The organism is Actinacidiphila sp. bgisy160 (genome assembly GCF_965342435.1).
Taxonomy (GTDB): domain Bacteria; phylum Actinomycetota; class Actinomycetes; order Streptomycetales; family Streptomycetaceae; genus Actinacidiphila.
Genome location: NZ_CBDRCM010000021.1, coordinates 46,761 through 70,922, shown reverse-complemented (window position 1 = coordinate 70,922; position 24,162 = coordinate 46,761). Strand labels below are relative to the sequence as shown.

The following is a 24,162-nucleotide window of genomic DNA, read 5'->3' as shown; positions in this document are numbered from 1 at the left end:
CCGTCCCTCACACGTCCAGCGTCAGCCGGGGCCGGGGGGCGTCCGTGCGGCCCGTGGGCGGGCGGCGGCTGCCCGCCTGGTACGGGAGGGGCCAGGGGGCGCCGGCGCCGGAGTAGCCCTGTTCGGCGGCGGCGTGCAGCGTCCAGTTGGGGTCGTAGAGGTGGGGGCGGGCGAGCGCGCACAGGTCGGCGCGGCCGGCCAGGAGCAGGGAGTTGACGTCGTCCCAGGAGGAGATTGCGCCGACCGCGATGACGGGCACGCCGAGTTCGTTGCGAATCCGGTCGGCGTAGGGGGTCTGGTAGGAGCGGCCGTAGTCGGGGACCTCGTCGGGGACGACCTGGCCGGTGGAGACGTCGATGGCGTCGGCGCCGTGGGCGACGAAGGCCCGGGCGATCTCGACGGCGTCGTCGGCGGTCGTGCCGCCCTCGGCCCAGTCGGTGGCGGAGATGCGGACGGTCATCGGGCGGTCGGCGGGCCAGACCTCGCGGACGGCGTCGAAGACCTCCAGCGGGAAGCGCAGCCGTCCGGCCAGGTCGCGGCCGTAGGCGTCGGTGCGCCGGTTGGTGAGCGGGGAGAGGAAGGACGACAGCAGGTAGCCGTGGGCGCAGTGCAGTTCCAGCAGGTCGAACCCGGCGCGGGCGCCGCGCGCGGCGGAGGCGGCGAACTGCTCGCGGATCGCGGCCAGTCCGGCGGCGTCCAGGGCGTGCGGGACCTGACTGACTTGGGGGTGGTACGGCAGCGGGGAGGGGGCGGCGAGCGGCCAGTTGCCCTCCGGGAGCGGCTGGTCGATGCCCTGCCACATCAGCCGTGTGGAGCCCTTGCGGCCGCTGTGGCCGAGCTGGAGACCGATCGCGGGGCCGGGCCGGGCGTGCACGAAGTCGGTGACCCGGCGCCAGGCCGCCTCGTGCCCGTCGTTCCACAGGCCGGCGCAGCCGGGGGTGATGCGGCCCTCGGGGCTGACACAGACCATCTCGGTCATGACCAGGCCGGCGCCGCCGAGGGCCCGGGCGCCGAGGTGGACGAGGTGGAAGTCGCCAGGGGTGCCGTCGGTGGCGGAGTACATGTCCATCGGCGAGACGACGACCCGGTTGCGCAGGGTCAGCCCGCGCAGGGTGAAGGGGGTGAACATCGGCGGGATGTCCGGCTCGGTGCCGAACTCCCGCTCCACGGAGGCGGTGAAGTCCGCGTCGCGCAGCCGCAGGTTGTCGTGGGTGACGCGGCGACTGCGGGTGAGCAGGTTGAAGGCGAACTGCCGGGGCGGCTGGGCGGTGTACTGCTCCAGGTGCTCGAACCACTCCAGGCTGGCCCGCGCGGCGCGCTGCGTGCTGGCGACCACGGGCTTGCGCTCGGCCTCGTACGCGGCCAGCGCCTCGGGGACGCCGGGCTGCTCGTGCAGGCAGGCGGCGAGGGCGAGGGCGTCCTCCATGGCGAGCTTGGTACCGGAGCCGATGGAGAAGTGCGCGGTGTGGGCGGCGTCGCCGAGGAGGACGATGTTCCTGTGCCGCCAGCGCTCGTTGACCACGGTGGTGAAGGCGATCCACCGGGAGCGGTTGCCGCGCAGGCCGTGGCCGTGCAGGGCGTCGGCGAAGATCTTCTCGCAGCGGGCGATCGACTCGGCCTCGTCCAGCCGGTCCAGTCCGGCGCGCCGCCAGACGTCCTCGTGCATCTCGACGATGAAGGTGCTCTCGTCCGGCCGGAACGGATAGCCGTGGGCCTGCATCACGCCGTGCTCGGTCTCGGCGATCTCGAAGCGGAAGGCGTCCAGGACGCGGTCGGTGGCGAGCCAGATGTAGCGGCAGCGGTGCCCGGTGAGGGTGGGCCGGAAGACGTCGGCGTGGGCACCGCGCGTGGCGCTGCCCGCGCCGTCGGCGGCGATGACGAGGTCGTGGTCGCGGGCCAGCCGCTCGGCGGCAGGGGCGAGTTCGCGGGTGCGGACGGTCACCCCCAGGTCGCGGCAGCGGTCGTGGAGGATCGCCAGCAGCGTGCGCCGGTCCACCGCGGCGAAGCCGTGGCCGCCGGAGGTGACGGCACGGCCGCGGTGGTGCACGTCGATGTCGTCCCAGCGGATGAACTCCCGTTCCAGGGCGCGGAAGACCACCGGGTCGGCGTGCTCGATGCCGCCGAGCGTCTCGTCGGAGAGCACGACGCCGAAGCCGAAGGTGTCCTCGGGCGAGCCGCGCTCCCAGACGGTGATGTCCCGTTCCGGGTGGAGGCGTTTGAGCAGCGCGGCCACGTAGAGCCCGCCGGGGCCGCCGCCGATGATGGCCACCCGCACGGCTAGCGGCCCTTCCAGTTGGGGCTGCGCTTCCCGGTGAACGCGGCGTGGAACTCGGCGTAGTCCTCACTGGTCATCAGGAGGGCCTGGGTCGCGGCGTCCATCTCGACGGCGGCGCCGAGCGGCATGTCGAGCTCCGCGGTGAGCAGTGCTTTGGTCTGGGCGTACGCCAGCGCGGGGCCGGCGGCCAGCCGCTTGGCGAGGGCGGCGGCGCTCGCGTCCGCCTGCCCGTCGTCGACGAGCTCGCTGACCAGGCCGATACGGTCGGCCTCCGCGGCGCCTACGGTGTCGCCGAGCATCAGCAGCCGGGTGGCGTGGCCGAGGCCGACCACGCGCGGCAGCAGATAGGCGGCGCCCATGTCGGCGCCCGCGAGGCCGACCTTGGTGAAGAGGAAGGCGAAGCGGGCGGAGCGTTCGACGATCCGGAAGTCGGAGGCGAGGGCGATGACGGAACCGGCTCCGGCCGCGACGCCGTGGATGGCCGTGATGACGGGGAAGGGGGCCTCGCGGATGGCGCGGACGACCTGTCCGGTCATGCGGGTGAAGTCCAGGAGCTGTCCGGCGCCCATGGCGAGGGTGGCACCGATGATCTCGTCGACGTCCCCTCCGGAGCAGAAGCCGCGACCGGCCCCGGCCAGCACCAGCACCCGGGTGTCGCCGTGGTGCGGCAGCTCGGTGAGCAGGTCGCGCAGGTCGGCGTAGGCACCGAAGGTGAGCGCGTTGAGCTTGTCGGGGCGGTCGAGGGTGACGGTGACGACACCGTCGGCGTGCTCGACCCGCAGGTGCCGCCATTCCTCGGTACGGCCTGCGGAGCCTCGGTAGGGGCTCATGGGCACGTCCTCCTTCGCGGGGGGAGGCAGGCTTGCCAACACCGCGAAGTTATCACTCCTTCGTGACCGCCGTCACGAGTGCGCGATACGCGAGGCGCCTCACGCGCCTCCCAGCGTGGCGACGAGGACGGCCTTGATGGTGTGCATCCGGTTCTCGGCCTGGTCGAAGACGATGGAGTGCGCCGACTCGAAGACCTCGTCGGTGACCTCCAGGGAGGTCAGTCCGTGCCGTTCGTGGATCTCCCGGGCCAGGGTGGTGCCGAGGTCGTGGAAGGCGGGCAGGCAGTGCATGAACTTCGCGTCGGGACGCCCGGTGGCCCGCAGCACGTCCATGGTCACGGCGTACGGCTTGAGCAGTGCGACGCGCTCGTCCCACACCTCGGCGGGTTCGCCCATCGACACCCAGACGTCGGTGTGGACGAACTCCGCGCCGGCGACGCCCTCGGTGACGTCCTCGGTCAGGGTGACGCGGGCGCCGGTGGTCTCCGCGAGGCGCCGCGCCCGGGTGACGACCAAGTCGTCCGGCCACAGCTTCCGCGGGGCGACGATGCGCACGTCCATGCCGAGGAGGGCGCCGGTGACCAGCAGCGAGTTGCCCATGTTGGAGCGGGCGTCGCCGAGGTAGGCGTAGGCGGTCCGCTCCAGCGGGGAGCGGGAGTGCTCGGTCATGGTGAGGACGTCGGCGAGCATCTGGGTCGGGTGCCACTGGTCGGTGAGGCCGTTCCACACCGGCACCCCGGCGTGGGCGGCCAGCTCCTCGACGACCTCCTGGCCCGTGCCGCGGTACTCGATGCCGTCGAACATCCGGCCGAGCACGCGGGCGGTGTCCTTCACCGACTCCTTGTGGCCGAGCTGGGAGCCGGCCGGGTCCAGGTAGGTCGTGGACGCGCCCTGGTCGGCCGCGGCGACCTCGAAGGCACAGCGGGTGCGGGTGGAGGTCTTGGCGAAGATCAGGGCGATGTTCCTGCCGCCGAGCCGCCGCACCTCGGTGCCCGCCTTCTTGGCCGCCTTCAGCTCGGCGGCCAGCTCCACCAGCCCGCGGAACTCCTCGGGGGCGAAGTCCAGCTCCTTGAGGAAGTGACGGCCCGTGAGGTCGATGGCCATGGGGGCTCCTAGGTCGGGGTCGGCCGGGTGCCGAACATGAGTGCGCCGGGACCATGGAAGTCTATACGAACACTCGCATCCTTATACAGCCGCCCCACGGACCGCCTCCCGTCAGACCGGGTCCCGCTCGATGGGGCAGCTCATGCAGCGCGGGCCGCCGCGGCCGCGCCCCAGTTCGCTCCCGGGAATCTCTATGACCTCGATGCCGCGCTTGCGCAGGAAGGTGTTGGTGGTGACGTTGCGCTCATAGGCCAGGACGACGCCCGGCTCCAGCGCGAGCACGTTGCACCCGTCGTCCCACTGCTCGCGCTCGGCGGAGTGGACGTCCTGGGTCGCGGTGAGCACGCGGATGTCGTCGAGACCGAGGGCCGCCGCGATCGCCCGGTGCATGTGCTCCGGCGGGTGGTCGGTGACCTTCAGGTCGCGCTCCCCCGCGCCGGGCTCGATGGTGTACGAGCGGAGCATGCCCAGGCCCGCGTACTTGGTGAAGGTGTCGCCGTCGACCATGGTCATCACGGTGTCCAGGTGCATGAAGGCACGCCGCTTGGGCATGTCCAAGGCCACGATCGTGGTGGCCGACCCGGCGTTGAACAGGCGCTGGGCCAGCATCTCCACCGCCTGCGGGGTCGTGCGCTCGCTCATGCCGATGAGCACGGCGCCGTTGCCGATCACCAGGACGTCGCCGCCCTCGATGGTGGAGGGGTAGGCCGCCTGGCCCTCGGACCACACGTGGAAGGACCCGCCCGCGAAGAGGGGGTGGTGGCGGTAGATCGCCTCGTAGTGGATCGTCTCGTGCCAGCGGGCCGGCCAGCGCATCGCGTTGATGCTGACCCCGTCGTAGACCCAGGCCGAGGTGTCCCGGGTGAAGATGTGGTTGGGCAGCGGGTTGAGCAGGAAGTCGTCCAGGTCCATCACGTGGAAGCGGACCGAGGTCGGCTCGGCGAAGCGGGCCAGGAACTCCCGCTTGGTCACGCCGCCGACCAGGGCCTCGGCCAGCTCGGATGCGGACAGCTCGTCGAAGGCGGCGCGCAGGTGGTCGGTGACCACCGGCCCGTACTCCTTCTCGTGGAAGACCCGGTCCAGCACCATGCGCCGGGCCTCGGGCAGGCCCAGCGTCTCCCGCAGCAGGTCGCCGAAGAGGTGCACGGCCACGCCCCGGTCGCGCAGCACGTCGGCGAAGCCGTCGTGCTCGGCGCGGGCCCGGCGCACCCACAGGACGTCGTCGAAGAGCAGGGCGTCCTTGTTCGACGGCGTGAGCCTTTTCAGCTCCAGGTCGGGGCGGTGGAGGATGACGCGGTGCAGCCGCCCTGCCTCGGAGTCCACATGGAATGCCATGGAGCTAGACATTCCCACTTGGCAAGGGTTTACCGCCAGGGAGGGGCGGGCAACCGGGTGCCCGCCCCTCACCCGTCACAGCCGGGGGTCCACCGGCTCGGACTCCAGGGCCAGGACGGCGAAGACCGCCTCGTGCACGCGCCACAGGGGCTCGCCCGCGGCCAGCCGGTCCAGCGCCTCCAGGCCCAGCGCGTACTCGCGCAGCGCGAGCGAGCGCTTGTGGCCCAGGGCCCGGGAGCGGAGCCCGAGCAGCTGGTCGGGCCGGGTGTACTCCGGGCCGTAGATGATCCGCAGATACTCCCGGCCGCGGCACTTGACGCCGGGCTGGACCAGGCGGTTGCCGTTCTCGGTGCGCACCAGGGCCTGGAGCGGCTTGACCACCATGCCCTCGCCGCCGGCCTCGGTCAGTTCCAGCCACCACCGCGTACCGGCGGCAACCGACTCCTCGTCTCGGGTGTCGACCAGCAGCCGGCGGGTCTCCTGGAGCAGACCCGTCGGGTCGCCGGCGACCAGGCGGTCGATGAGCCCCAGCTGCTCGTCGTGCGGGAGCGCGGCGAGACTGCGGCCCTCGGCGGCCAGGATCTGGAAGGGCGCGAGACGCACCCCGTCCAGGCCCTCGGTCGTCCAGCAGTAGCGCCGGTACGCCTCGGTGAAGGCGGCGGCGTCCGCGGACCGGCCGCGCTGCCGCTCCAGCAGGGCCGCCACGTCGGTGCCGCGCGCGGCGGCGGACTCCAGGGCGGCGAGCGCGCCCGGGAAGACCGCGCCGGAGGCGGCACCCACCGCGGCGTACTGCTTGCGCAGCAACCCGGAGGCCTTCAGTGACCAGGGCAGCAGCTCGGCGTCGAGCAGCAGCCAGTCCGTGCCGAGTTCCTCCCACAGGCCGGCGGCGGTGACGGAGGCCCGCAGCCGGCCGAGGACCTGCTCGGTGACGGCCGGATCGTCGAAGAACGGACGGCCCGTGCGGGTGTGCAGGGCGCCCGTCACACCGCCGGCCACCCCGAAGCGCTCGGCGGCCGTCTCCGCGTCGCGGCATACCAGCGCCACCGCGCGCGATCCCATGTGCTTCTCCTCGCAGAGCACCTGGCCGATGCCGTCCGCCCGGTAGGCGGCGAACGCCTCGTGCGGGTGCTCCAGGTAGCCCTCCAGCTGCGAGGTCGCGCACGGCGACATCGTCGGCGGCAGGTACATCAGCAGCCGCGGGTCGACCGCGAAGCGGCTCATCACCTCCAGCGCGGCGGCCGCGTTCTCCTCGCGGACGGCGACCCGTCCGTGGTGCGTGGTCTCCACGATCCGGCGGCCGATGGCGTCGGCGAGGTCGAGCGGCCGGCCATCGTTCCCGCCGGGGGCCTCGGAGGCGAGCGGCTTGGCCGGCTCGTACCAGACCCGCTCCGCCGGGACGTCGACGATCTCGCGCTCGGGCCAGCGCAGGGCCGTCATCCGCCCGCCGAACACGGCGCCGGTGTCGAGGCAGATGGTGTTGTTGAGCCACGATGTGCTCGGCACGGGCGTGTGGCCGTAGACGACGGCGGCGCGGCCGCGGTAGTCCTCGGCCCACGGGTAGCGCACGGGCAGGCCGAACTCGTCGGTCTCTCCGGTGGTGTCGCCGTACAGGGCGTGCGAGCGGACCCGGCCGGAGGTGCGGCCGTGGTACTTCTCGGGCAGGCCGGCGTGGCAGACGACCAGCCTGCCGCCGTCGAGGACGTAATGGCTGACGAGTCCCTCGATGAACTCGCGCACCTGCTCGCGGAAGGCGGGGTCCCTGGCGTCCTCCTTCTCCAGCTGCTCGATCGTCTCGGCGAGGCCGTGGGTGTGCTGGACCTTCTTGCCCTTCAGCCAGCGGCCCAGCTTGTTCTCGTGGTTGCCGGGCACACACAGGGCGCTGCCTGCGGCGACCATGCCCATGACGCGGCGCAGCACGCCGGGGCTGTCGGGGCCGCGGTCGACGAGGTCTCCGACGAAGACGGCCGTGCGGCCCTCGGGGTGCACGCCGTCGACGTAGCCCAGCTTGCCCAGCAGGGTCTCCAGCTCGGAGCTGCAGCCGTGGACGTCGCCGATGATGTCGAACGGACCGGTGAGCTCGCGCTTGTCGTTGTAGCGGCGCTCCAGCACGACCTCGGCCGCCTCGACCTCCTCGACGCCGCGCAGGATGTGGACCTTGCGGAAGCCCTCGCGCTCCAGCTGCCGCAAGGAGCGGCGCAGCTCGCGCTGCTGGCGCTGCACGACGTGCCGGGGCAGGTGGGCGCGGTCGGGCCGGGACGCGTTCCGCTCGATGCAGACCTGCTCGGGGACGTCCAGGACGATCGCGATGGGCAGCACGTCGTGCTCCCGGGCGAGCCGGACGAGCTGACGGCGGCTCTCCTGCTGCACGCTGGTGGCGTCGACGACGGTGAGCCGGCCGACGGCCAGCCGCTTGCCCGCGATGTAGCGCAGTACGTCGAAGGCGTCGCCGCTGGCGCCCTGGTCGTTCTCGTCGTCGCTGACCAGGCCGCGGCAGAAGTCCGAGGAGATCACCTCGGTGGGCTTGAAGTGGCGCCGGGCGAAGGTGGACTTGCCGGAGCCGGTGGTGCCGATCAGGACCACGAGGGACAGGTCGGTCACCGGGAGGGTGTGCTTGCCGGTCATGCGGATGCGACCTCCTTCGCGGTCATCGTGAAAACCGCCATCTGGGTGGGCGGGCCGACTTCGGGGTCGTCGGGGCCGACGGGGACGAACCGCACCCCGTAGCCGTGCCGTCCGGCGACCTGCTCGGCCCATGAGCGGAACTCCTGGCGGGTCCACTCGAAGCGGTGGTCGGCGTGCCGGGCGTGCCCGGCGGGCAGGGTCTCCCAGCGCACGTTGTACTCGACGTTCGGTGTGGTCACGACCACGGTCGCGGGACGCGCCGCACCGAAGACGGAGTACTCCAGGGCGGGCAGCCGGGGCAGGTCGAGGTGCTCGACGACCTCGCTGAGCACGGCGGCGTCGTAGCCCTTGAGGCGGGCGTCGGTGTACGTCAGGGAGCCCTGCACCAGCCGGACGCGGGAGGACTGCCGCTCGCCCATGCGCTCCAGCCGCAGCCGCCGGGCCGCCTCGCCCAGGGCCCGGGCCGACACGTCGACGCCGAGGATCTCGGTGAAGCGGACGTCCTTCAGCAGAGCGCCGACCAGCTGGCCCTGACCGCAGCCGAGGTCGAGGACCCGGCTCGCCCCGGCGTCGCGCAGCTCCGCCAGGATCGCCTCGCGGCGCTGCACCGCCAGTGGCAGTGGCTTCTCCTCGGTGTCCACCTCCTCGTCGACGGCGTTGTCCAGTTCCTCCGCCTCACTGTCGTCGGCCTCGGCGAGCCGGGCGAGTTCCAGCCGTTCCATGGCCTGCCGGGTCAGCGACCAGCGGCGGGACAGATAGCGGCTGGTGATCAGCCGCTGCTCCGGGTGGCCGGCGAGCCATCCGTCGCCCATCCGCAGCAGCTTGTCGACCTCGTCGGGCGAGACCCAGTAGTGCTTGGCGTCGTCCAGCACCGGAAGCAGCACGTACAGGTGCCGCAGGGCCTCCGACAGCCGCAGCTCGCCTTCGAGCACCAGCCGTACGTACCGCGACTCACCCCACTCGGGGAACCGCTCGTCCAGCCCGACCGGTTCGGCCTCGACGGTCCAGCCCAGCGGCTCGAACAGCCGGCGGACCAGGGCGGCGCCGCCGCGCGCGGGCACGGCGGGGATCTCGATCCGCAACGGCAGCGGCTGCGCGGCGCGCTCCGGGCGGGCGTCGCAAACCCCCCTCAGGGCGCTGGCGAACACCGTACGGAGGGCGACCGCGAGCAGCGACGAGGCGGCGTACGGCCGGTCGTTGACGTACTGGCCGAGCGCGGAGCCGGGAGCCCCGCCCCGGCCCTTGCCCTTGCCGCGCCGGACGAGCGCCACCGGATCGACCTCCAGCAGCACCGCGGCCGTGCACCGTTGCTCGGACGCCTCGGGGTAGAAGACGTGGGCGTCGCCGTAGGAGGTCGAGAACACCTGGGCCTTCTCCGGATGCTTGTGCAGCAGGAAGCCGAGGTCCGTGGCGGGCATGCCGCCGTTGCCGGTGGTCGATATCGTCAGGAACACCGCCCGAGTATCGCCTGCCCGCCGCCGCCCCGAACAGCGGTTTTCCCCGGCTGTGGGGCGAGTGCGGCGGCCAGGGCGGCTATCTGCGCGGGCCCGACCCGGCAGCATCCCCCGATGAGCCGGGCACCGGCCCGCTGCCAGCCGGACGCCAGGGCCGGGTCGAAGGCCGAGCCGCCGTGCCAGTGGCGGGCCCGTTCGTCCCAGGTCTCGCCGCTGTTGGGGTAGACGACCACGGGCCGGCCGGCGGTCGCCGCCGCCGTCTCCACCGCGTGGGCGGCGTCCGCCGGGTCGCAGCAGTTGACGCCGACGGCGATCACCGCTTTCGCGTCCGCCGCGATCCGGAAGGCCCCTTCCAGCGGCTGGCCGGCCCGGGTCGTCCCGCCCGAGACGGTGTAGCTCAGCCAGACCGGGACCCCGAGGCCCTCGACGATTCGCAGCAGCGCCTCCGCCTCGTCCGTGTCAGGCACGGTCTCCAGCGCCAGGACGTCGGGACCTGCCTCGGCCAGCGTCTCGATCCTTGGCCGGTGGAAGCGCTCCAGCTCCGCGACACTCAGCCCGTATCGGCCCCGGTACTCACTGCCGTCCGCGAGCATCGCGCCGTACGGTCCCACGGAGGCCGCCACCCATACGTCGTCGCGTTCGCCCGCGGCGGCGCGGGCGAGGGCGACGCTGCGCCGCAGCAGGGCGGTCGCCTCCTGCCGTCCGATGCCGCGCGCGGCGAACCCCTCGTAGGTCGCCTGGTAGCTGGAGGTGATGAGCACCCGCGCGCCCGCCCGCAGGTAGGCGGTGTGCGCCGCCTGGATCTGCCCGGGCGCGTCGGCGAGCAGCCGGGCCGACCAGAGCGCATCGGCCAGGTCGCAGCCCTGGTCGGCGAGCTGGTTGGACAGCCCGCCGTCGAGGACGACGGCGCCCTCGGCGAGGGCTTGCGCCAGGGACCGGTCGGGTGTGGGCATCGCGGGTGCTCCTCGCGGCGGAGTGCCGGGGTCAGCCGAGCTGCGGCTGCACCTCGGAGGCGATCAGTTCCAGGTGCCCGAGGTCACTCAGGTCCAGAATCTGCAGGTAGAAGCGGGTGGCACCGAGCTCGGCAAAGCGGCCGATCTTGTCGACGACCTCGGCGGGGGAACCGGCGAGGCCATTGGCCTTGAGCTCGTCGACCTCACGGCCGATGGCCGCGGCCCTGCGCGCGACCTCGGCGTCGTCCTTGCCGACGCACGCGACGAGGGCGTTGGAGTAGACGATTTCGTCCTTGCCCCGGCCGTGCTCCTCGGCGGCCTCCCGCACCCGGGCGAACTGCTGGGCGGTGTCCTCCAGTGAGCCGAACGGCAGGTTGAACTCGTCGGCGTACCGGGCGGCGAGCCGCGGGGTGCGCTTGGCCCCGTGGCCGCCGATGAGGACGGGGAGCTTCGCCTGGGCGGGCTTGGGCAGCGCGGGCGAGTTCTCCAGGGTGTAGTGCGTGCCCTTGAAGTCGAAGGTCTCCCCCGCCGGTGTCCCCCACAGGCCGGTGACGATGGCGAGCTGCTCCTCCAGCCTGGCGAACTTCTCCTTCGGGAACGGGATGCCGTACGCGGCGTGCTCGTCCGCGTACCACCCGGCGCCCAGGCCCAGCTCGACGCGGCCGCCCGACATCTGGTCCACCTGCGCGACCTGGATGGCGAGCACACCTGGCAGCCGGAACGTGGCGGCCGTCATCAGGGTGCCGAGCCGGATCCGCTTGGTCTCGCGGGCGAGGCCGGCCAGGGTGATCCACGCATCGGTCGGCCCCGGCAGACCGTCCACGTCACCCATCTTGAGGTAGTGGTCCGAGCGGAAGAAGGCGTCAAAACCGAGCTCCTCGGTCGCCTTGGCGACGGAGAGCAGGGTGTCGTACGAGGCCCCTTGCTGGGGCTCGGTGAATATTCGAAGATCCATGACTCCATCCTGCACCTGTCGGCCCTGAATCGATCGGCAACCGGTCGCGCGGGGCACCTTCTCCGGCGGGGGACGGCGGCAATCCGCCAACCGCGCTCCCGCTCGGGCGACTTGCCGCTCACGCGTCTTCCTGCTGCCGTGCCTCGACCGCGCGTAGGAGCACACCCACCCGGTCCTTGGACTCGTCGGCGGCGTCGACCGCGTCGATGCACTGCCAGTACTCCGTCTCGCTCTCGGCGGTACAGGCCACCGAGACCAGGGCCATGCCCAGCTCCGACAGCAGTTCACGCAGTTCGCGCAAGGCCCCGGCCGGCTCGCGCACTTCGGTGAGCAGGGCGGCGCGCAACGGTCCGGACGCCACACCCGGTGGCCCCGGGGCGACGCACGCCCGGCCACCCGCCTCGCAGACGGAGAAGCCGGGGGTGCGCAGCTCGGGCCCTCCATGGAGCGCCAGGTGGCTGCCGATGGCCTCCGTCAGCGCCTGTACCTGCCAGGCCTCCGCCATCAGCTCGCGCTCGGTCCCACCGCTGCTCAGCGCCTCCCGCGTGGCCCGGATCAGCCGTACCGCGTCCATCACGACGCACCTCCCCCGTCCTCACCCGTCGATCTCGCCTTCTCGCTCAGAGTGACCGACCGTGACGTGATGTGGAAGTGGCCGGTTCCCGCCTGTGGACAACCCGCTCGCCCGTCCGTGTGACGAGCGTGCCCCGCGCGGCGCGACGGCCGCCGCGCCTCAGCCCTCCGCCCCCGGCAGCGGGAAGCGCAGCTCGTTGCGGTCGATCTTGGCGGACAGCGCCTGGAGCACGTCGACGCCGAGCACCTCGCAGAACTGCAGCAGGTACGCGAGCACGTCCGCCACCTCGTCCCGCACCCGGTGCGCGCTGCCGGGGTCCTCCATGACCCGGGCCGCCTGCTCGGGCGTGAGCCACTGGAAGATCTCCAGGAGCTCGGAGGCCTCGACGCTCAGGGCCACGGCCAGGTTCTTCGGGGTGTGGTACGGCTCCCAGCGGCGGGCGGCCGCGAACGCGGCCAGCCTGCGTTGCAGCGCGTGCAGATCCTCGGTCACACCCGCAGGTCTACCCCATCGCCGCCGTCGCGTGCTGCGGCGGGGCCTGCCCGGCCGGCGGGGCCCCGGCGGCCGGCGTCTCCGGACCCGGCCCCTGCGCCGGCACCCGTTCCCCGTCGGCCACGGCGTTCCCGAGGCGCAGCAGGGTGACCCCGTCCGCGTCCTCGGCCACCGAGGGGTCGTGCACCGTGCCGAGCAGCCTGATGTGGCCGCGCTCGGCGACCAGCGCGGCCAGCGCCAGCAACTGCCGCGACTGCGCCCGGTCCAGACCGCTGTCCAGGCCGTCCGCCAGCACCGTGAGCACCTGTACGGCGTCCGGCACTTCTCCGCTGGTGTCCACCTCCAGCACGCCCGGCCCGGTGAGCAGCACCAGCGCCAGCGCGAGAAAGCGCAACTCCCCGTCGCCGAGCCGGTCGACCGGCACCAGCCCCAGCGGTCCCCGGTCGACGGCCGCCAGCACCGACTCCGCGTACGCCCCTGTCCCCGGCTCCCCGGCGGGGATCACCGTCAGCCCTTCGACGGGCGGGCTGCACACCGCCCGCAGGGCACCGACCAGCGCCGCGTGCCGCGTACGGCATTCGCCCTGGGTACGGCGCAGCACCGCCGAGAGGTTGTCGCAGCCGCCGCGGAGCAGTCCGTCCGCCACCCGTGCGGGTTCCCGCATCATGTGCGGCCGGGGGTCGACGGGGAACACCCCGCGCAACGCGAGCACCATCTGCTCGGCGGCGGCGAGCACAAGCCGCTGTCCCTCGGTCGTGCCCGCGACGCGCAGCGGCAGCAGCGAGGTGGCCAGCCGGTCGTCGGGCAGCGGGGCCCGGGTCACCGGGACCAGCCCCGCGGTGTGCCAGGCCGCCTGGACCGTGCGCCGTCCCGGGTCGCGCAGCGCGGTGGCGAGCAGGGTCTCCCCGGCGCCGGTCAACCGCTCGCCGACGATGCGCAGTCCGGGTTCGGTCTGGACGGCGACGTCGAGCACGACCGGTCCGACGGCGCCGTCCACCGTGCAGCCGATGCGGAAGCCGCGCCGCCCCTCCGCATCCGGCCTGGCGGCGTGGGGCACGCACGCCGCCACTCCCCCGCGCGCCCCGTCGAACGCCGTCGTCAGTTCCTCGCCGGCGGCGAGCCGGCCGAGCAGGCCGAGCCCCTCCAGGACGCTGGACTTGCCGGTCCCGCTCGCCCCGGCCAGCAGGGTGAGCGGCCCGAGCGGGAAGCTCGCGCCGCGATGCGACTTGAACGCGGAGAGCCGCAGTTCGGTGACGACCGGGCGGTCACGCTTCGTACTCATGGACGTGAACGTAGCGGCGGCACCCGCTGCCGAACCGTTCCGCCGGGCCGGTGGTCCTCCGAAAGTGGGTACGCCCGGCGAGGCGGCGGTTAATGTGGCGGGGTGACCGGATACGTGGCGCTCCTGCGCGGGATCAACGTCGGGCCGACGACCAGGCTCCCGATGCAGGACCTGCGGCGGTTGCTGGGGGAGATCGGCGGCACGTCCGTGCGCACCCATCTGCAGAGCGGCAACGCCCTGTTCGAGCACGGGCAGACCGATCCGGAAAGGCTCGCGGACGCGCTGGAAGCGGCCATCGCCGCCGCGTTCGACGGCCGCAAGGTGCCGTGCGTCGTCCGCGAGGCGGCCGGGCTCGCCGGGGTCGTCGAGCGCAACCCCTTCGACATGACGGGCGTCGACCCCGCGCGCTTCCTGGTCACCTTCCTGTCCGGGCCGGTCGAGCCGGACCTGATCGCCGGACTCGACCCGGCCGGCTTCGCGCCCGACGCATTCCGCCCCGGCGAGCGCGAGATCTATGTGCACTGCCCGAACGGAGTGCAGAAGACCCGGCTGTCCCACGCGCTGTGGGAGAAGCGCCTGGGGCTGACGGCCACCGCCCGCAACTGGAACACCGTGACCCGCCTGGCGGCGATGGCCGCGGAGTGACGGACGGGCCGGCGCGCGCCCCGTCACCCCATCCGGTTCAGCCCAGGCCCCAGTCCGTCCCGAGCCGGTAGGCCGCGCAGAGGTCGACGTCGAGCATGTAGGCGGCGGCCGTGCCGCACTGGGCCGCCCCACTGCCCGGGTCGCCGGGCTGGCCGTGGCCCATGCCCGTGATGCTGTACGTCTCGACGACCGCGGCGCCGGAGGCGTCCTTGTACGACCGGTGCGGGAAGCCCGCGACGGTGTCGGAGGCGTCGGCGGTCTGGTCGGCGCCGTGCACATTCGTCCACTGCCGTACGAGGTCGTCCATGTTGACGGGCTTGACCGTGTAGTCGGCGGTGCCCTGGAAGACGGTCAGCCGCGGCCACGGTCCCGCGTAGCCGGGGAAGGCGGCGCGAACCCGGCCGCCCCACTGCCCGGGTGTCTGCGTCGCGCCGACGTACATGCACACGTACGGCGAGCCCGCCGCCTGCGCGCAGCCGTACGGCAGCCCTGCGACGACGCCGCCCGCGGCGTACACGTCGGGGTAGGCCGCCATCATCACCGCGGTCATCCCCCCGCCCGCGGAGAGCCCAGTGACGTACACCCGTGACGGATCGGCGCCGGTGTCGACTATCTGACGGGCGGTCATCTGCCGGATGGCCAGGGCCTCGCCCTGGCCGCGCGCGATGTCGCCGGTCTGGAACCAGTTGAAGCACTGGCTGAGGTTGTTGGCCGAGGTCTGCCCGGGAAGCACCACGGAGAAGCCCCAGCGGTCCGCCAGGGCGGTCCAGCCGCTCTGGGCGCCGTACCCCTGGGCGTTCCGGGTGCAGCCGTGCAGGGCGACCACGACCGGCCGGCCCCGCGGCAGCCCGGCGGGGACGTAGCGGTACATCCGCAGCGCGCCCGGGTTGCTGCCGAAGCCGGTCACCTCCTCGATCGTTCCCGCGGCGTGGGCGGGCCGGACGGGGACGAGCGCGGCGAGGAACGCCACGAGGACGGCGAGCAGGGCGGCGCGCGGGCGGCCCCGTTCAAGTGCGGCTCTGAGTAAGGTCATGCGCCGGACGGTAGGAGCGCTACGGCGCCCGCGACATGGCCCGGGGCACCACAACGCGGAGGCCGCGCGTGGTGCCCCGGCGGCCGCGGGGGCAGTCCCCGCGTGATCACGACTCCCCGGTCGATGGGCCGTGGTCCCGGCAGTGCGGCAGAGGCCGCGGGCCGGGGGCGACCGGATTGCCCCCGGCCGGCGGCACCCGGGCGGCTCAGGGGACGAGGACCATGCGGAAGCGCGCGGCGCCCGACATCATGCGGGCGAAGGCCTCGTTGGCCTCCTCCAGCGGCACCGTCTCGGTCATCGGGCGGATCCCGGCGAGCGCGCTGAAGTTCATCGTGTGCTCGATGTCGCGTGAGGTGCCGGAGGGGTGGCCGACGACCGAACGCGCCGAGAGGATCAGCTGGGCCGGTGTGATCGGCAGCGGCTGGTCGTCGATGCCGATGACGATCAGTTCGCCGCAGGGCCGCAGACCGTCGGCGCCCGCCGCCATGGCCTGGGAGTTGGAGGCCGTGGCGAGCACGGCGGTGGCCCCGCCGAGGGCCTGCAGTGCCTTGGCGGTGTCGGTGGCGGCGCTGTCGATGTAGTGGTGGGCGCCGAGTTCCATGGCCAGGGCCCGCTTGTCCTCGCCGCGTGCGACGGCGACGGTCTCGAGGCCGGACTTCGCCGCGTACTGCACGGCCAGGTGTCCGAGTCCGCCGATGCCGATCACCGCGACCAGGTCGCCGGGCCGGGCGGCGCTCTTGCGGAAGGCGTTGTACGTGGTGACGCCGGCGCAGCCGAGCGGCGCCGCCTCGACGGCGGTGAGCCCGTCGGGAATCCGGGCGAGGGCGTTGACCGGCGCGACCATGTGGGTGGCGTAGCCGCCGTCGTACCTCCAGCCGGGTACCTGAAGGTTCCGGCAGACGATGAAGTCGCCCTCCCGGCAGGGCGGGCAGTGCCCGCAGTGGCCGCCGAACCAGCCGACCTCCACGCGGTCGCCGACCGCCCAGTGCCGCACGCCCTCGCCGAGGGCGTCGATGCGCCCGGCCACCTCGTGGCCCGCGACGAGGGGGAAGGACAGGTCGGGGAAGGCGTTGTGGACCATGCCGGCGTCGCTGTGGCAGACACCGGACGCCTCGACGGCGATGCGCACGTGTCCGGGGCCCGGCTCGGGTAGTTCGCGCTCGACGATTTCGAATGGTCCGCCCGGTTCGGAGACCTGGGCCACCCGCATGGAGTTCATTGCCCGTCCGTGGTGTGAGGGGTGTGGCGCGTGTGGCGCCCTGTACACCCATCGTGGCCCGGAGGACGTGATTTCTCGCGTCGAGCACCGGTCGCGGGGGCCGGCACGGCGGGGCGTAGGTGGCGCACAACCGACCGATGGCCGGCGTGAAACCCCGCCGGCCTGCTCGGCCTCCTGCACCGCCCGAGCCTGTGCTTCCCGGCGACGACCATGCCGGAAGGCTCGCCGCAGCCGACCCGGACGTGGGCCGACGGACGGAGGGCATGCGCTCGTCGACAGCGTGCGCGGCCATGCGAAGACGCGGCGCCCGGGACCCGCGCGTGACCGTCGCCGTCTCCGACCCGGACGGCGCGTCGCCCTGCCTCCAGGTCTGCGGGCGTGTGCGCGAGCTGCCCACGCGGGGCACGGTCGAGCACATCGAAAGGCTCTCGCCCAGGTACACCGGCCGGCCACACCCCTGGTACGGAGGCCGTGACCAGGCGCGCGGTATGTACGTGACCGAGGCCGAGAGCATCAGCGGTGCGGCCTGACCCCGTGGGTCCGCGACCTCGGCAGGCGGCCGCGGACCCCGCAACCGTTCACCCCGTGGCCCCCGGTACGCGGTCGATGACCGCGGCCAGGTCCGTACCAGTGGGCAGTGTGCCGAAGGCCAGGCCCCGGTCGCCGGCCAGCCGGGAGGCGCAGAAGGCGTCCGCGACCGCGGCCGGGGCGTGCCGCACGAGCAGGGAGCCCTGCAGCACCAGGGCCAGGCGCTCGACGAGACGGCGGGCCCGCAGCGGGGCGTCCTCGGAGGGCACGAGCTCGCCACGTACCTGTCGCCATGCCGCGTCGAGGCGGGCGTCCGCACCGGAGGCGGCCTCGATCTCGGCACGGAAGGCCTCCAGGGAGTCCGGCTCGCGGGTCAGGGCGCGCAGGACGTCGAGGGCGTTGACGTTGCCGGAACCCTCCCAGATGCCGTTGAGCGGGGCCTCGCGGTAGAGCCGGGGCATGCCGGACGCCTCGTCGTAACCGTTGCCGCCCAGGCACTCCAGCGCCTCCGCGACCGCCGCCGGCTGCCGCTTGCACACCCAGTACTTGCCGACCGCCGTGGCCAGCCGCAGGAACGCCCGCTCCTGGGCGTCCCCGCGCCGGGCCCGGTCGACGGCTCCGGCGACGCGCAGGGCGAGGGTGGTGGCGGCCTCGGACTCCAGACCGAGGTCGGCGATGACGTTGCGCATCAGGGGCTGGTCGATGAGCCGGGCCCCGGACACCGAACGGTGCCGGACGTGGTGGGCCGCCTGGGCGAGCGCGGCCCGGGTGCCGGAGGCGGAGCCGAGGATGCAGTCGAGCCGGGTCATGGTGACCATCTCGATGATCGTGCGTACGCCCTGGCCCTCCGGGCCGACCGGCCAGGCGACGGTGTCGTCGAACTCCGGTTCGCTGCTGGCGTTGCTGCGGTTGCCGAGCTTGTCCTTCAGCCGCTGGATGCGGAAGGTGTTGCGGCTGCCGTCCGGCAGCACCCTGGGTACGAGGAAGCAGGACAGGCCCCCGGGGGCCTGCGCGAGGACGAGGAACAGGTCGTTCATGGGCGCGCTGGTGAACCACTTGTGCCCGCGCAGCCGCCAGGTGCCGTCCGGCTGCTCGGTGGCGGTGGTGGTGTTGGCCCGCACATCGGTGCCGCCCTGCTTCTCCGTCATCCCCATGCCGGCGAGGAGTCCGCGCTTGGCCGCGGGAACACGCAGGCCCGGGTCGTAGGCGCGGCTGGTCAGCAGGGGCTCGTACACCGCCGCGAGGTCCCGGGCCGCGCGCAGCGCCGGGACGACGGCGTAGGTCATGGACACCGGGCAGCCGTGGCCGGCCTCTGCGGTGCTCCACACCATGAAGCCGGCCGCACGGGCCACGTGCGCGCCGGGCCGTTCGTCGGCCCAGGGGGCGCCACCGAGTCCCTCGGTGAGGGCGACCTCCATGAGCGCGTGGTAGGAGGGGTGGAAGTCCACCTCGTCGACGCGGTTGCCGTACCGGTCGTGGGTGCGCAGCACCGGCTCGTACCGGTTGGCCTCCTCGGCCCAGCGCTGCACCTGCTCCGATCCGGCGAGCCGGCCCAGGCGGTGCAGGTCGTCGAGGTACCACCCGGCCCCCTCGCGGCGCACGCCCTCCAGCAGGACGATGTCGTCGGCGACGTCGTGACCCACCAGCGGCGGCGGCTGGTTGGTCACCTCGTGCGTACGCGCCGTGGGGTTGCTGCGCGGCGCGGTGTCTGCGATCGCGGTCATGGCAGTCGGCCCTTCGTGGTCGTGGGAGTCAGACGGCGGGCGTGGCGCCCGCGCAGCGCAGGGACATCGCCACCAGTTCGGCGACGAGGTGGTCGGCGGCCGCTCCCTCGGCGGGGGTGGCCAGCGGGTCCACCAGGACCTCGCCGATGGCCCCCGTCAGCGCCGCCGCGGTGACCTCCGGGTCCTGGACGGGCAGGAGTCCTGCGGCGATCCCCTCGCGGACCACCTCGGCGAAGACGGCGCGGTAGCGGCGCCGGAAGTCGAGCCGTTCCACGCCCACCGCCGGTTCCGCGGGGGCCGCGAGCAGGGCGTGGGCCAGTCCGCGGTTCTGCATGGCGCGGCGGGCGAAGACCGTGACCCCGAGGGTCAGCCGCTGGACCGGATCGCCGCTGCCGTCGCGCAGCACCTCGCCGAGGACCTCGACCTCCCGTTCCGAGGCGCGTCGGAACACCTCGACCGCGAGCGCGCCCTTGGAGGGGAAGTGCTGGTACACCGTGCCCACGGACATGCCCGCCGCGGCCGCCACCGCCGTGACGGACGCGTTCGCCCAGCCCACCTCGGCGACGACGGCCGTGGCCCGCACCACCAGGTGCTCCCTGGCGGCGGCCAGGCGGTCCCGCACTGCGGGCGTCTTGCGGTAGGCCATGGGAACAAGTGAAGCACCGTTCAGAGCTTCAAGCCACCCTTCGGTCGACAGCGCCGCCCCTGAGCCGGGCGTACGCGCGCGACCGCCCCGACGACCGGCGGATCCTCACGGTGATTCGTTCGCAGCGGGCCGAGGCGTCGATGACGCTCGTCGTCCGGTCGTCCGGTAGACCGCCGCGGCCGGCGGCGGCACAGGACTACGAGGACTTCGAGCAGGAAGTGGTCGAGCAGTTGTGCCGCGGCTGGGCTGCGGCCGGACCCCTCCGCCGCTCTGATGGTGCCGCCGGGGATCTGCTCACGGTGCCGGCAGCGGCCGGTGCCGAGTCAGGGCGCGACGTGCCGCCACCGCTGCCGGCCGCGCCCGCCCGTGTCACCCGCCGCCGTGCCGGCAGTGCGGGACGGCCGCCGACCACGGCACGGCGTTCATCCGCAGACGGTGAACCCGGTCGGCTCGGCGGCGTGCTCGGTCCCCGGTTCGGCCCGCAACCGCACTTGGTGCCGGCACGGGCGGCCACCTGCCCCGCGGGGGCCACGTCCTCCCGGTCGGCGTGGCGCCGGTGAGGACGGCCGGCACGGCGCCGGGCGGGTGGCCGGGGGGCCGGTAGGAACTGCCGGCTGTGGTGCGGCTGCCGCGCGAGGCGGCGTGTCAGGGCCGGCCGGGACTCAGGGTGCTCATGACGGGTCCTTCCGTGCGGTGGGAGGTCGCGGGAGCGGAGGGGCACTGGCCGGAGGACCGGAAGGAAGCGCTCGCCGCGGCGCCGCGCGACGGCGTCCTCACACCCGCAGCCCCCGCGGCTCGCCCCCTGGGATGACGAAGTCCGAGGGGGCTTCCTCCGCCTCGTCCTCAGCGTCAGCTGGTGATGACGCGCCGGTCAGACCATGAGGCTGACGCGATCGGCGATTCCCAGCATGGACTTGCCGTACACCTCCAGCCCCACGGCCGGGACCAGGCCGGCGTGCCGTGCCGCCGTGTTCGCGTCGCGCCAGATGCGCTGGAGGGCGCTGGCGTCGGCGAAGGCGGACGAGCCGTGGGCGTTCAGCAGTGTGTTGATCGACTCGAGAACCTGCTGGGCCGCATAGCCTGCCCGCGCGCGGATGTGGGCGCGGGCCGGATAGTCCAGCGGGCCCGATGCGGCGGCCTCGTCCACCTCGGCCACCGCGCGGTAGGTGTGCAGCCGGGCCGTCTCCAGCTTCAGCGCGGCCTCGGCGACCTGTGTCTGGAACGCCACGGAGTCCGCCTGGCGGCCGTGCACGGTGAAGGACAGGGGCTTTGAGGCGGCCGCCTCCACGACCGTGTCCAGGGCGGCTTGCGCCAGCCCGAGCAGCGGTCCGACCAGGCACAGCAGCAGCATCGGGCCGAACGACGAGCCGTACAGCGCCTCGTCACGGGATGAGCGCGGGTACGCACCTTCCGCGGCGGCCGGCACTGACATCACCCGGTGTTCGGGCACGAACACCTCGTGCGCGACCAGGGTGTTGCTCGCGGTTCCCCTCATGCCCGCCGTGTGCCAGGTGTCCTCCACAGTGAGTTGCGAGGCGGGAATCAGCACCAGTGCCTGGTCAGTGACCGCACCGTCGGCATCCTTGAGCAGCACCCCGACCGCCGCCCATGTGGCGTAGGGAGCACCGGAGTTGTACGACCAGCGGCCACTGACCCGCCAGCCGCCCGGCACCTGATCGCCCATACCCGTCGGCGCTGCCACACCGCTCACCCGCGCGTCCGGATCGGCGCCGAAGACCTCCTCCTGCGCCTTGTCGGGGAAGAGGCACGCCAGCCAGTTGGTCACCGAGAGGATCATGGCGACCCACGCCGCCGAGCCATCGGCCGCCCCGAGCGTCTCCGACACCCGGGTCAGCGTCCGCAGGTCGGTCTCGTAACCGCCGTACCGCTTGGGCGTCAGCAGTCGGAACACACCGGCTTCCGCCAGTGCCTCGACGACTTCCCGGGGCACCACACGGTCTGTGTCACCTTGTGCGGCATGCTTCCGCAGCAGCGGCTGCAAGGCGACCGTCCGCGATACCAGTTCGGCCCTGACTTCGTCCTCGACAGAACCGCCCGGCATGCCGTCGTCGCGCATGGTGCTCACTTCTCATCGTCTCCATCAGTCGTGGATCACGTACGCGGAAACAAGACCGGAACGCCGCGGGGCGGCGGCCGTGTCGGCCGGACCGTCGCGGGGTGCTGGTGGCGCTGCGGTGCGGCGTATGGCGAGGTGCCCGCGCCGAAGCGTTCGAGCTCGCACCGGTTGCTTTCCGCGGAACGGTTCTCCGGCTTCCGTGACGCACACGCCATTTCGTTGCACGTGCTCGTGCTCCGAAAGCGTAGGCACGTGAGAGCATCCGGTCAAATTTCAGCGCACGGCCGTGTGCACCGGAAGTCGCGTCGGGTGTGTCGAGGCATCGCGTGTGACTCTCGGGGCGAACTCGCGAGGAGCCTCACGGTGAGGGCGGTGGCGAGCGGGCCACCCAGGAGGCTTCGCAGGTGGCGGTCACTCCGCAGGGAGCGGCGAGGCCGGCCCGTACGGCGCTCCGCGATGTCGGGACGGTGGGTGCCCGGGGGTGTGCGTGATGATCCGGGCGACGATGGCTCGCGGAGCCGGAGGGACGGGGTCGCGGTCCGCGGCCGGCCGGCGACGCCGGTTTGTCTCAGTGGGCGGCAGACCGCTTCGCAACCGAGTCGATGAACGAGGACATCAAGTCCACGGCGGCCGTCACGTCCAGGCCGCTGTCGCGCACGAGCGACCGCCAGGTACCGAAGGCCGTGGCGTGCCGGACTGCCGCTAGGAGGAGGGTGCGGCCGTTCGCGGCGGGCGTCCGGTCCACGGTCAGGGCCTCGCACACGGTGTTCATGTACACGCGGAAGGTCGCGAGGCTCTCCTTGACCTCGATGACCTGGTCGCTGTCCCGGAGTGTGTTGGCGAGCATCCGCTCAACGGAGCCGTAGAAGGAGTAGAGGTCGCCGAGTGCCGTCGTGGTCCGCTCACCGGGTGACGCGATCGCTCGCCACGCTGTCACATCCGGCCACGGGTGGCGCTGCCAGTACTCACTGGAGCACGCCCGCAGCAGGTCGGTCTCGGTCGGGAAATGGCGGTAGACCGTGTGCCGCTGCACCCCCGCCAGCGCCGCGATGTCGGCGATGGTGGTGCGGGCCGGTCCCACCTTCGCGTGCAGCGAGATCGCCGCCTCTGTGATGCGCCGACGCGTCTCGTTCATTGCGTCGGCGCGGCGCCGGAGCTCGTACTTCCGCGTGGTCCGCTGTCCGTCGGCCATCGCCCCTCCTCCGGCTTGTTGTGATGAGCGCGCCCGACCGCTGTGCGCGGGCGCGCTGGGGCCTCGGGTCCTGCCAGCCTAGATGATCAATTCCAAGGTGGGTGCGGGGCTGCCCCGGGTCAGCGCGAAACGGGGAAGTGAGAGCCCGAGTTCTTCGTGCAGGGCCTCCAGCGCACGCCGCTCGCACTCCGGTTCACGGGCCTGGGCTGATGCGCCGCGGTGCGCCTGACACGTGGATCGCGCAAGCAGCACGTTGGTGACGCCCGCGACCGCCGGGCAGCCGCAGCGCCCGGGTCCACCGAGCGCTGCGGCCGGTCGGAACCGCGTTCGACCATGACCTTGCGTGACGGCCCGTCTGTTCCCTCGACGGGCCGTTTCGCCGTGTCGGACCGGAGGTGGGCAGGCCGGCGCCGAGGTGTTCCGGACCGAGTTCCTGCGTCACCGGTGCGAACGCCGTCCGACCAGGGTCCGGTTCGTCATCGGCGACGACCCTTGGGATTGGTCAAGGTGCGCGACCGGCTCAGGTCAGGAGCCCTTCGCGGCCGGCTCCAGGATGGCGACGCACTCCACCTGATGCGTCATCGGGAAGGTGTCAGCCTGAGCGAGTGAGGGAAAAGGCCAGGTCGGATACGCCTTCACGACTCATCGCGAGGCGTGCGGAGGCCCAGAGCGTCAAACGAGCGTCACGGCCGAAAGCCCATCCCGCCTACCTCGGGGCAGACCAAGCTGTCACAACCGGCTCCCCAGCAGGATCTGCCCCTCGCACTCCAGACTCGGCTCGCTCATCATGACCCGCGCCCCTCCTCCGGCCGCCATAATGGACTCATGCCCCCCAGCTCACAGCACGCCGCACCCCCGCCGAGGGACCTCCCTGGCGCGGACGCCGACGACCTGGGGCTGTACCGGGAGAAGTTCCGGCGGCGTCTACCGGAGTCGCTGAACGAGTTGCACGGTCCGACCCAGGGGGTCGTGGAGCTACCACTGCACATGGCCTGGTCCGGGATGACCTCGTACGACCTGGGCAAACCGCGCCAGCGCATGGGCCTGTACCGCACCGTCCTGCACGAGGGCCTGCACGACGACCTGCCCCGCTACCTCAACCAGGACCTCCTCCTCCAGCTGTGGCCGGTACTGCGCACCCTCGTCGGCCGCACCGTGCGCGCCGTATGGGAAGACGCCTTCCCCCAGCTCGCCTCACGCACCCGGGCAGCCGCGTGACTGA

Annotated in this window: 20 protein-coding genes; 3 read left to right on the top strand and 17 right to left on the bottom strand. The window is 72.9% G+C overall.

The features are described from left to right. Nucleotides 1-7 precede the first annotated feature (7 nt). From ACRWNP_RS18565 to ACRWNP_RS18515, 11 genes are all read right to left on the bottom strand, one after another. Entirely contained in the window at nucleotides 8-2,275 is a 2,268-nt protein-coding gene (locus ACRWNP_RS18565; RefSeq protein WP_431962664.1) for a bifunctional salicylyl-CoA 5-hydroxylase/oxidoreductase, read from the bottom strand. Between the two features lie 2 nt (nucleotides 2,276-2,277). Beyond that, a complete protein-coding gene (locus tag ACRWNP_RS18560) occupies nucleotides 2,278-3,105 on the bottom strand; it encodes an enoyl-CoA hydratase family protein (RefSeq protein WP_431962663.1) in 828 nt (275 codons plus the stop codon). A 99-nt stretch (nucleotides 3,106-3,204) separates the two neighbouring features. Beyond that, the gene (argF, locus tag ACRWNP_RS18555; RefSeq protein WP_431962661.1) at nucleotides 3,205-4,209 is read right to left on the bottom strand and encodes an ornithine carbamoyltransferase; all 1,005 of its coding nucleotides are present in this window, start codon (nucleotides 4,207-4,209) and stop codon (nucleotides 3,205-3,207) included. A gap of 111 nt (nucleotides 4,210-4,320) precedes the next feature. Then, nucleotides 4,321-5,544, bottom strand: coding sequence for an arginine deiminase (locus ACRWNP_RS18550; RefSeq protein ID WP_431962659.1), 1,224 nt, complete (start codon nucleotides 5,542-5,544; stop codon nucleotides 4,321-4,323). 75 nt (nucleotides 5,545-5,619) lie between these two features. Beyond that, nucleotides 5,620-8,166, bottom strand: coding sequence for a polynucleotide kinase-phosphatase (locus tag ACRWNP_RS18545; RefSeq protein WP_431962657.1), 2,547 nt, complete (start codon nucleotides 8,164-8,166; stop codon nucleotides 5,620-5,622). Beyond that, on the bottom strand, nucleotides 8,163-9,620 hold the full coding sequence (locus ACRWNP_RS18540; RefSeq protein ID WP_431962655.1) for a 3' terminal RNA ribose 2'-O-methyltransferase Hen1: 1,458 nt from the start codon (nucleotides 9,618-9,620) through the stop codon (nucleotides 8,163-8,165). The genes ACRWNP_RS18545 and ACRWNP_RS18540 overlap by 4 nt, the downstream gene beginning before the upstream one ends. Further along, the gene (mmuM, locus tag ACRWNP_RS18535; RefSeq protein WP_431962653.1) at nucleotides 9,611-10,573 is read right to left on the bottom strand and encodes a homocysteine S-methyltransferase; all 963 of its coding nucleotides are present in this window, start codon (nucleotides 10,571-10,573) and stop codon (nucleotides 9,611-9,613) included. Before mmuM ends, ACRWNP_RS18540 begins: the two co-directional genes overlap by 10 nt. A 31-nt stretch (nucleotides 10,574-10,604) precedes the next feature. Further along, a complete protein-coding gene (locus ACRWNP_RS18530) occupies nucleotides 10,605-11,528 on the bottom strand; it encodes an LLM class F420-dependent oxidoreductase (protein ID WP_431962651.1) in 924 nt (307 codons plus the stop codon). Nucleotides 11,529-11,646: 118 nt separating this feature from the next. Beyond that, entirely contained in the window at nucleotides 11,647-12,102 is a 456-nt protein-coding gene (locus ACRWNP_RS18525; RefSeq protein ID WP_431962649.1) for a DUF6099 family protein, read from the bottom strand. A 159-nt stretch (nucleotides 12,103-12,261) separates the two neighbouring features. Further along, nucleotides 12,262-12,594 (bottom strand): nucleotide pyrophosphohydrolase, encoded by a 333-nt coding sequence (locus tag ACRWNP_RS18520; RefSeq protein WP_431962647.1) that lies wholly within the window; start codon nucleotides 12,592-12,594, stop codon nucleotides 12,262-12,264. Nucleotides 12,595-12,604: 10 nt separating this feature from the next. After that, entirely contained in the window at nucleotides 12,605-13,876 is a 1,272-nt protein-coding gene (locus ACRWNP_RS18515) for an AAA family ATPase (RefSeq protein ID WP_431962645.1), read from the bottom strand. 102 nt (nucleotides 13,877-13,978) lie between these two features. Between ACRWNP_RS18515 and ACRWNP_RS18510 the strand changes: the two genes are divergently transcribed. Further along, nucleotides 13,979-14,521 (top strand): DUF1697 domain-containing protein, encoded by a 543-nt coding sequence (locus ACRWNP_RS18510; protein WP_431962643.1) that lies wholly within the window; start codon nucleotides 13,979-13,981, stop codon nucleotides 14,519-14,521. 37 nt (nucleotides 14,522-14,558) lie between these two features. Here ACRWNP_RS18510 and ACRWNP_RS18505 read toward each other — a convergent pair whose 3' ends face one another. After that, nucleotides 14,559-15,554 (bottom strand): extracellular catalytic domain type 1 short-chain-length polyhydroxyalkanoate depolymerase, encoded by a 996-nt coding sequence (locus ACRWNP_RS18505; RefSeq protein ID WP_431962641.1) that lies wholly within the window; start codon nucleotides 15,552-15,554, stop codon nucleotides 14,559-14,561. A 205-nt stretch (nucleotides 15,555-15,759) separates the two neighbouring features. Next, nucleotides 15,760-16,773, bottom strand: coding sequence for an alcohol dehydrogenase (locus ACRWNP_RS18500; protein WP_431962639.1), 1,014 nt, complete (start codon nucleotides 16,771-16,773; stop codon nucleotides 15,760-15,762). Nucleotides 16,774-17,063: 290 nt separating this feature from the next. Here ACRWNP_RS18500 and ACRWNP_RS18495 point away from each other — a divergent pair, with 290 nt between their 5' ends. Continuing rightward, nucleotides 17,064-17,303 (top strand): hypothetical protein, encoded by a 240-nt coding sequence (locus ACRWNP_RS18495; RefSeq protein ID WP_431962637.1) that lies wholly within the window; start codon nucleotides 17,064-17,066, stop codon nucleotides 17,301-17,303. Between the two features lie 48 nt (nucleotides 17,304-17,351). On the opposite strand, the gene ACRWNP_RS18490 is transcribed toward ACRWNP_RS18495, so the two are convergent. From ACRWNP_RS18490 to ACRWNP_RS18475, 4 genes are all read right to left on the bottom strand, one after another. Continuing rightward, nucleotides 17,352-19,025, bottom strand: a complete 1,674-nt coding sequence (locus tag ACRWNP_RS18490) for an acyl-CoA dehydrogenase family protein (protein ID WP_431962635.1) — start codon at nucleotides 19,023-19,025, stop codon at nucleotides 17,352-17,354. Between the two features lie 28 nt (nucleotides 19,026-19,053). Next, on the bottom strand, nucleotides 19,054-19,671 hold the full coding sequence (locus tag ACRWNP_RS18485; protein ID WP_431962633.1) for a TetR/AcrR family transcriptional regulator: 618 nt from the start codon (nucleotides 19,669-19,671) through the stop codon (nucleotides 19,054-19,056). A gap of 871 nt (nucleotides 19,672-20,542) precedes the next feature. Beyond that, nucleotides 20,543-21,748 (bottom strand): acyl-CoA dehydrogenase family protein, encoded by a 1,206-nt coding sequence (locus ACRWNP_RS18480; protein ID WP_431962729.1) that lies wholly within the window; start codon nucleotides 21,746-21,748, stop codon nucleotides 20,543-20,545. 568 nt (nucleotides 21,749-22,316) lie between these two features. Beyond that, complete coding sequence (locus ACRWNP_RS18475) at nucleotides 22,317-22,940, bottom strand: TetR/AcrR family transcriptional regulator (protein WP_431962631.1); 624 nt, start codon at nucleotides 22,938-22,940, stop codon at nucleotides 22,317-22,319. A gap of 825 nt (nucleotides 22,941-23,765) precedes the next feature. Here ACRWNP_RS18475 and ACRWNP_RS18470 point away from each other — a divergent pair. Next, nucleotides 23,766-24,158 (top strand): hypothetical protein, encoded by a 393-nt coding sequence (locus ACRWNP_RS18470; RefSeq protein ID WP_431947561.1) that lies wholly within the window; start codon nucleotides 23,766-23,768, stop codon nucleotides 24,156-24,158. The last annotated feature ends 4 nt before the right edge of the window (nucleotides 24,159-24,162 follow it).

What these genes read in the sequence shown, in the direction of transcription:
- ACRWNP_RS18560 (WP_431962663.1), bottom strand. Translation starts at nt 3,105, where the DNA reads ATGAGCCCCTACCGAGGCTCCGCAGGCCGTACCGAGGAATGGCGGCAC.
- argF (WP_431962661.1), bottom strand. Translation starts at nt 4,209, where the DNA reads ATGGCCATCGACCTCACGGGCCGTCACTTCCTCAAGGAGCTGGACTTC.
- ACRWNP_RS18550 (WP_431962659.1), bottom strand. Translation starts at nt 5,544, where the DNA reads ATGGCATTCCATGTGGACTCCGAGGCAGGGCGGCTGCACCGCGTCATC.
- ACRWNP_RS18545 (WP_431962657.1), bottom strand. Translation starts at nt 8,166, where the DNA reads ATGACCGGCAAGCACACCCTCCCGGTGACCGACCTGTCCCTCGTGGTC.
- mmuM (WP_431962653.1), bottom strand. Translation starts at nt 10,573, where the DNA reads ATGCCCACACCCGACCGGTCCCTGGCGCAAGCCCTCGCCGAGGGCGCC.
- ACRWNP_RS18530 (WP_431962651.1), bottom strand. Translation starts at nt 11,528, where the DNA reads ATGGATCTTCGAATATTCACCGAGCCCCAGCAAGGGGCCTCGTACGAC.
- ACRWNP_RS18525 (WP_431962649.1), bottom strand. Translation starts at nt 12,102, where the DNA reads ATGGACGCGGTACGGCTGATCCGGGCCACGCGGGAGGCGCTGAGCAGC.
- ACRWNP_RS18515 (WP_431962645.1), bottom strand. Translation starts at nt 13,876, where the DNA reads ATGAGTACGAAGCGTGACCGCCCGGTCGTCACCGAACTGCGGCTCTCC.
- ACRWNP_RS18505 (WP_431962641.1), bottom strand. Translation starts at nt 15,554, where the DNA reads ATGACCTTACTCAGAGCCGCACTTGAACGGGGCCGCCCGCGCGCCGCC.
- ACRWNP_RS18500 (WP_431962639.1), bottom strand. Translation starts at nt 16,773, where the DNA reads ATGAACTCCATGCGGGTGGCCCAGGTCTCCGAACCGGGCGGACCATTC.
- ACRWNP_RS18495 (WP_431962637.1), top strand. Translation starts at nt 17,064, where the DNA reads ATGCGAAGACGCGGCGCCCGGGACCCGCGCGTGACCGTCGCCGTCTCC.
- ACRWNP_RS18490 (WP_431962635.1), bottom strand. Translation starts at nt 19,025, where the DNA reads ATGACCGCGATCGCAGACACCGCGCCGCGCAGCAACCCCACGGCGCGT.
- ACRWNP_RS18485 (WP_431962633.1), bottom strand. Translation starts at nt 19,671, where the DNA reads ATGGCCTACCGCAAGACGCCCGCAGTGCGGGACCGCCTGGCCGCCGCC.
- ACRWNP_RS18480 (WP_431962729.1), bottom strand. Translation starts at nt 21,748, where the DNA reads ATGCGCGACGACGGCATGCCGGGCGGTTCTGTCGAGGACGAAGTCAGG.
- ACRWNP_RS18475 (WP_431962631.1), bottom strand. Translation starts at nt 22,940, where the DNA reads ATGGCCGACGGACAGCGGACCACGCGGAAGTACGAGCTCCGGCGCCGC.
- ACRWNP_RS18470 (WP_431947561.1), top strand. Translation starts at nt 23,766, where the DNA reads ATGCCCCCCAGCTCACAGCACGCCGCACCCCCGCCGAGGGACCTCCCT.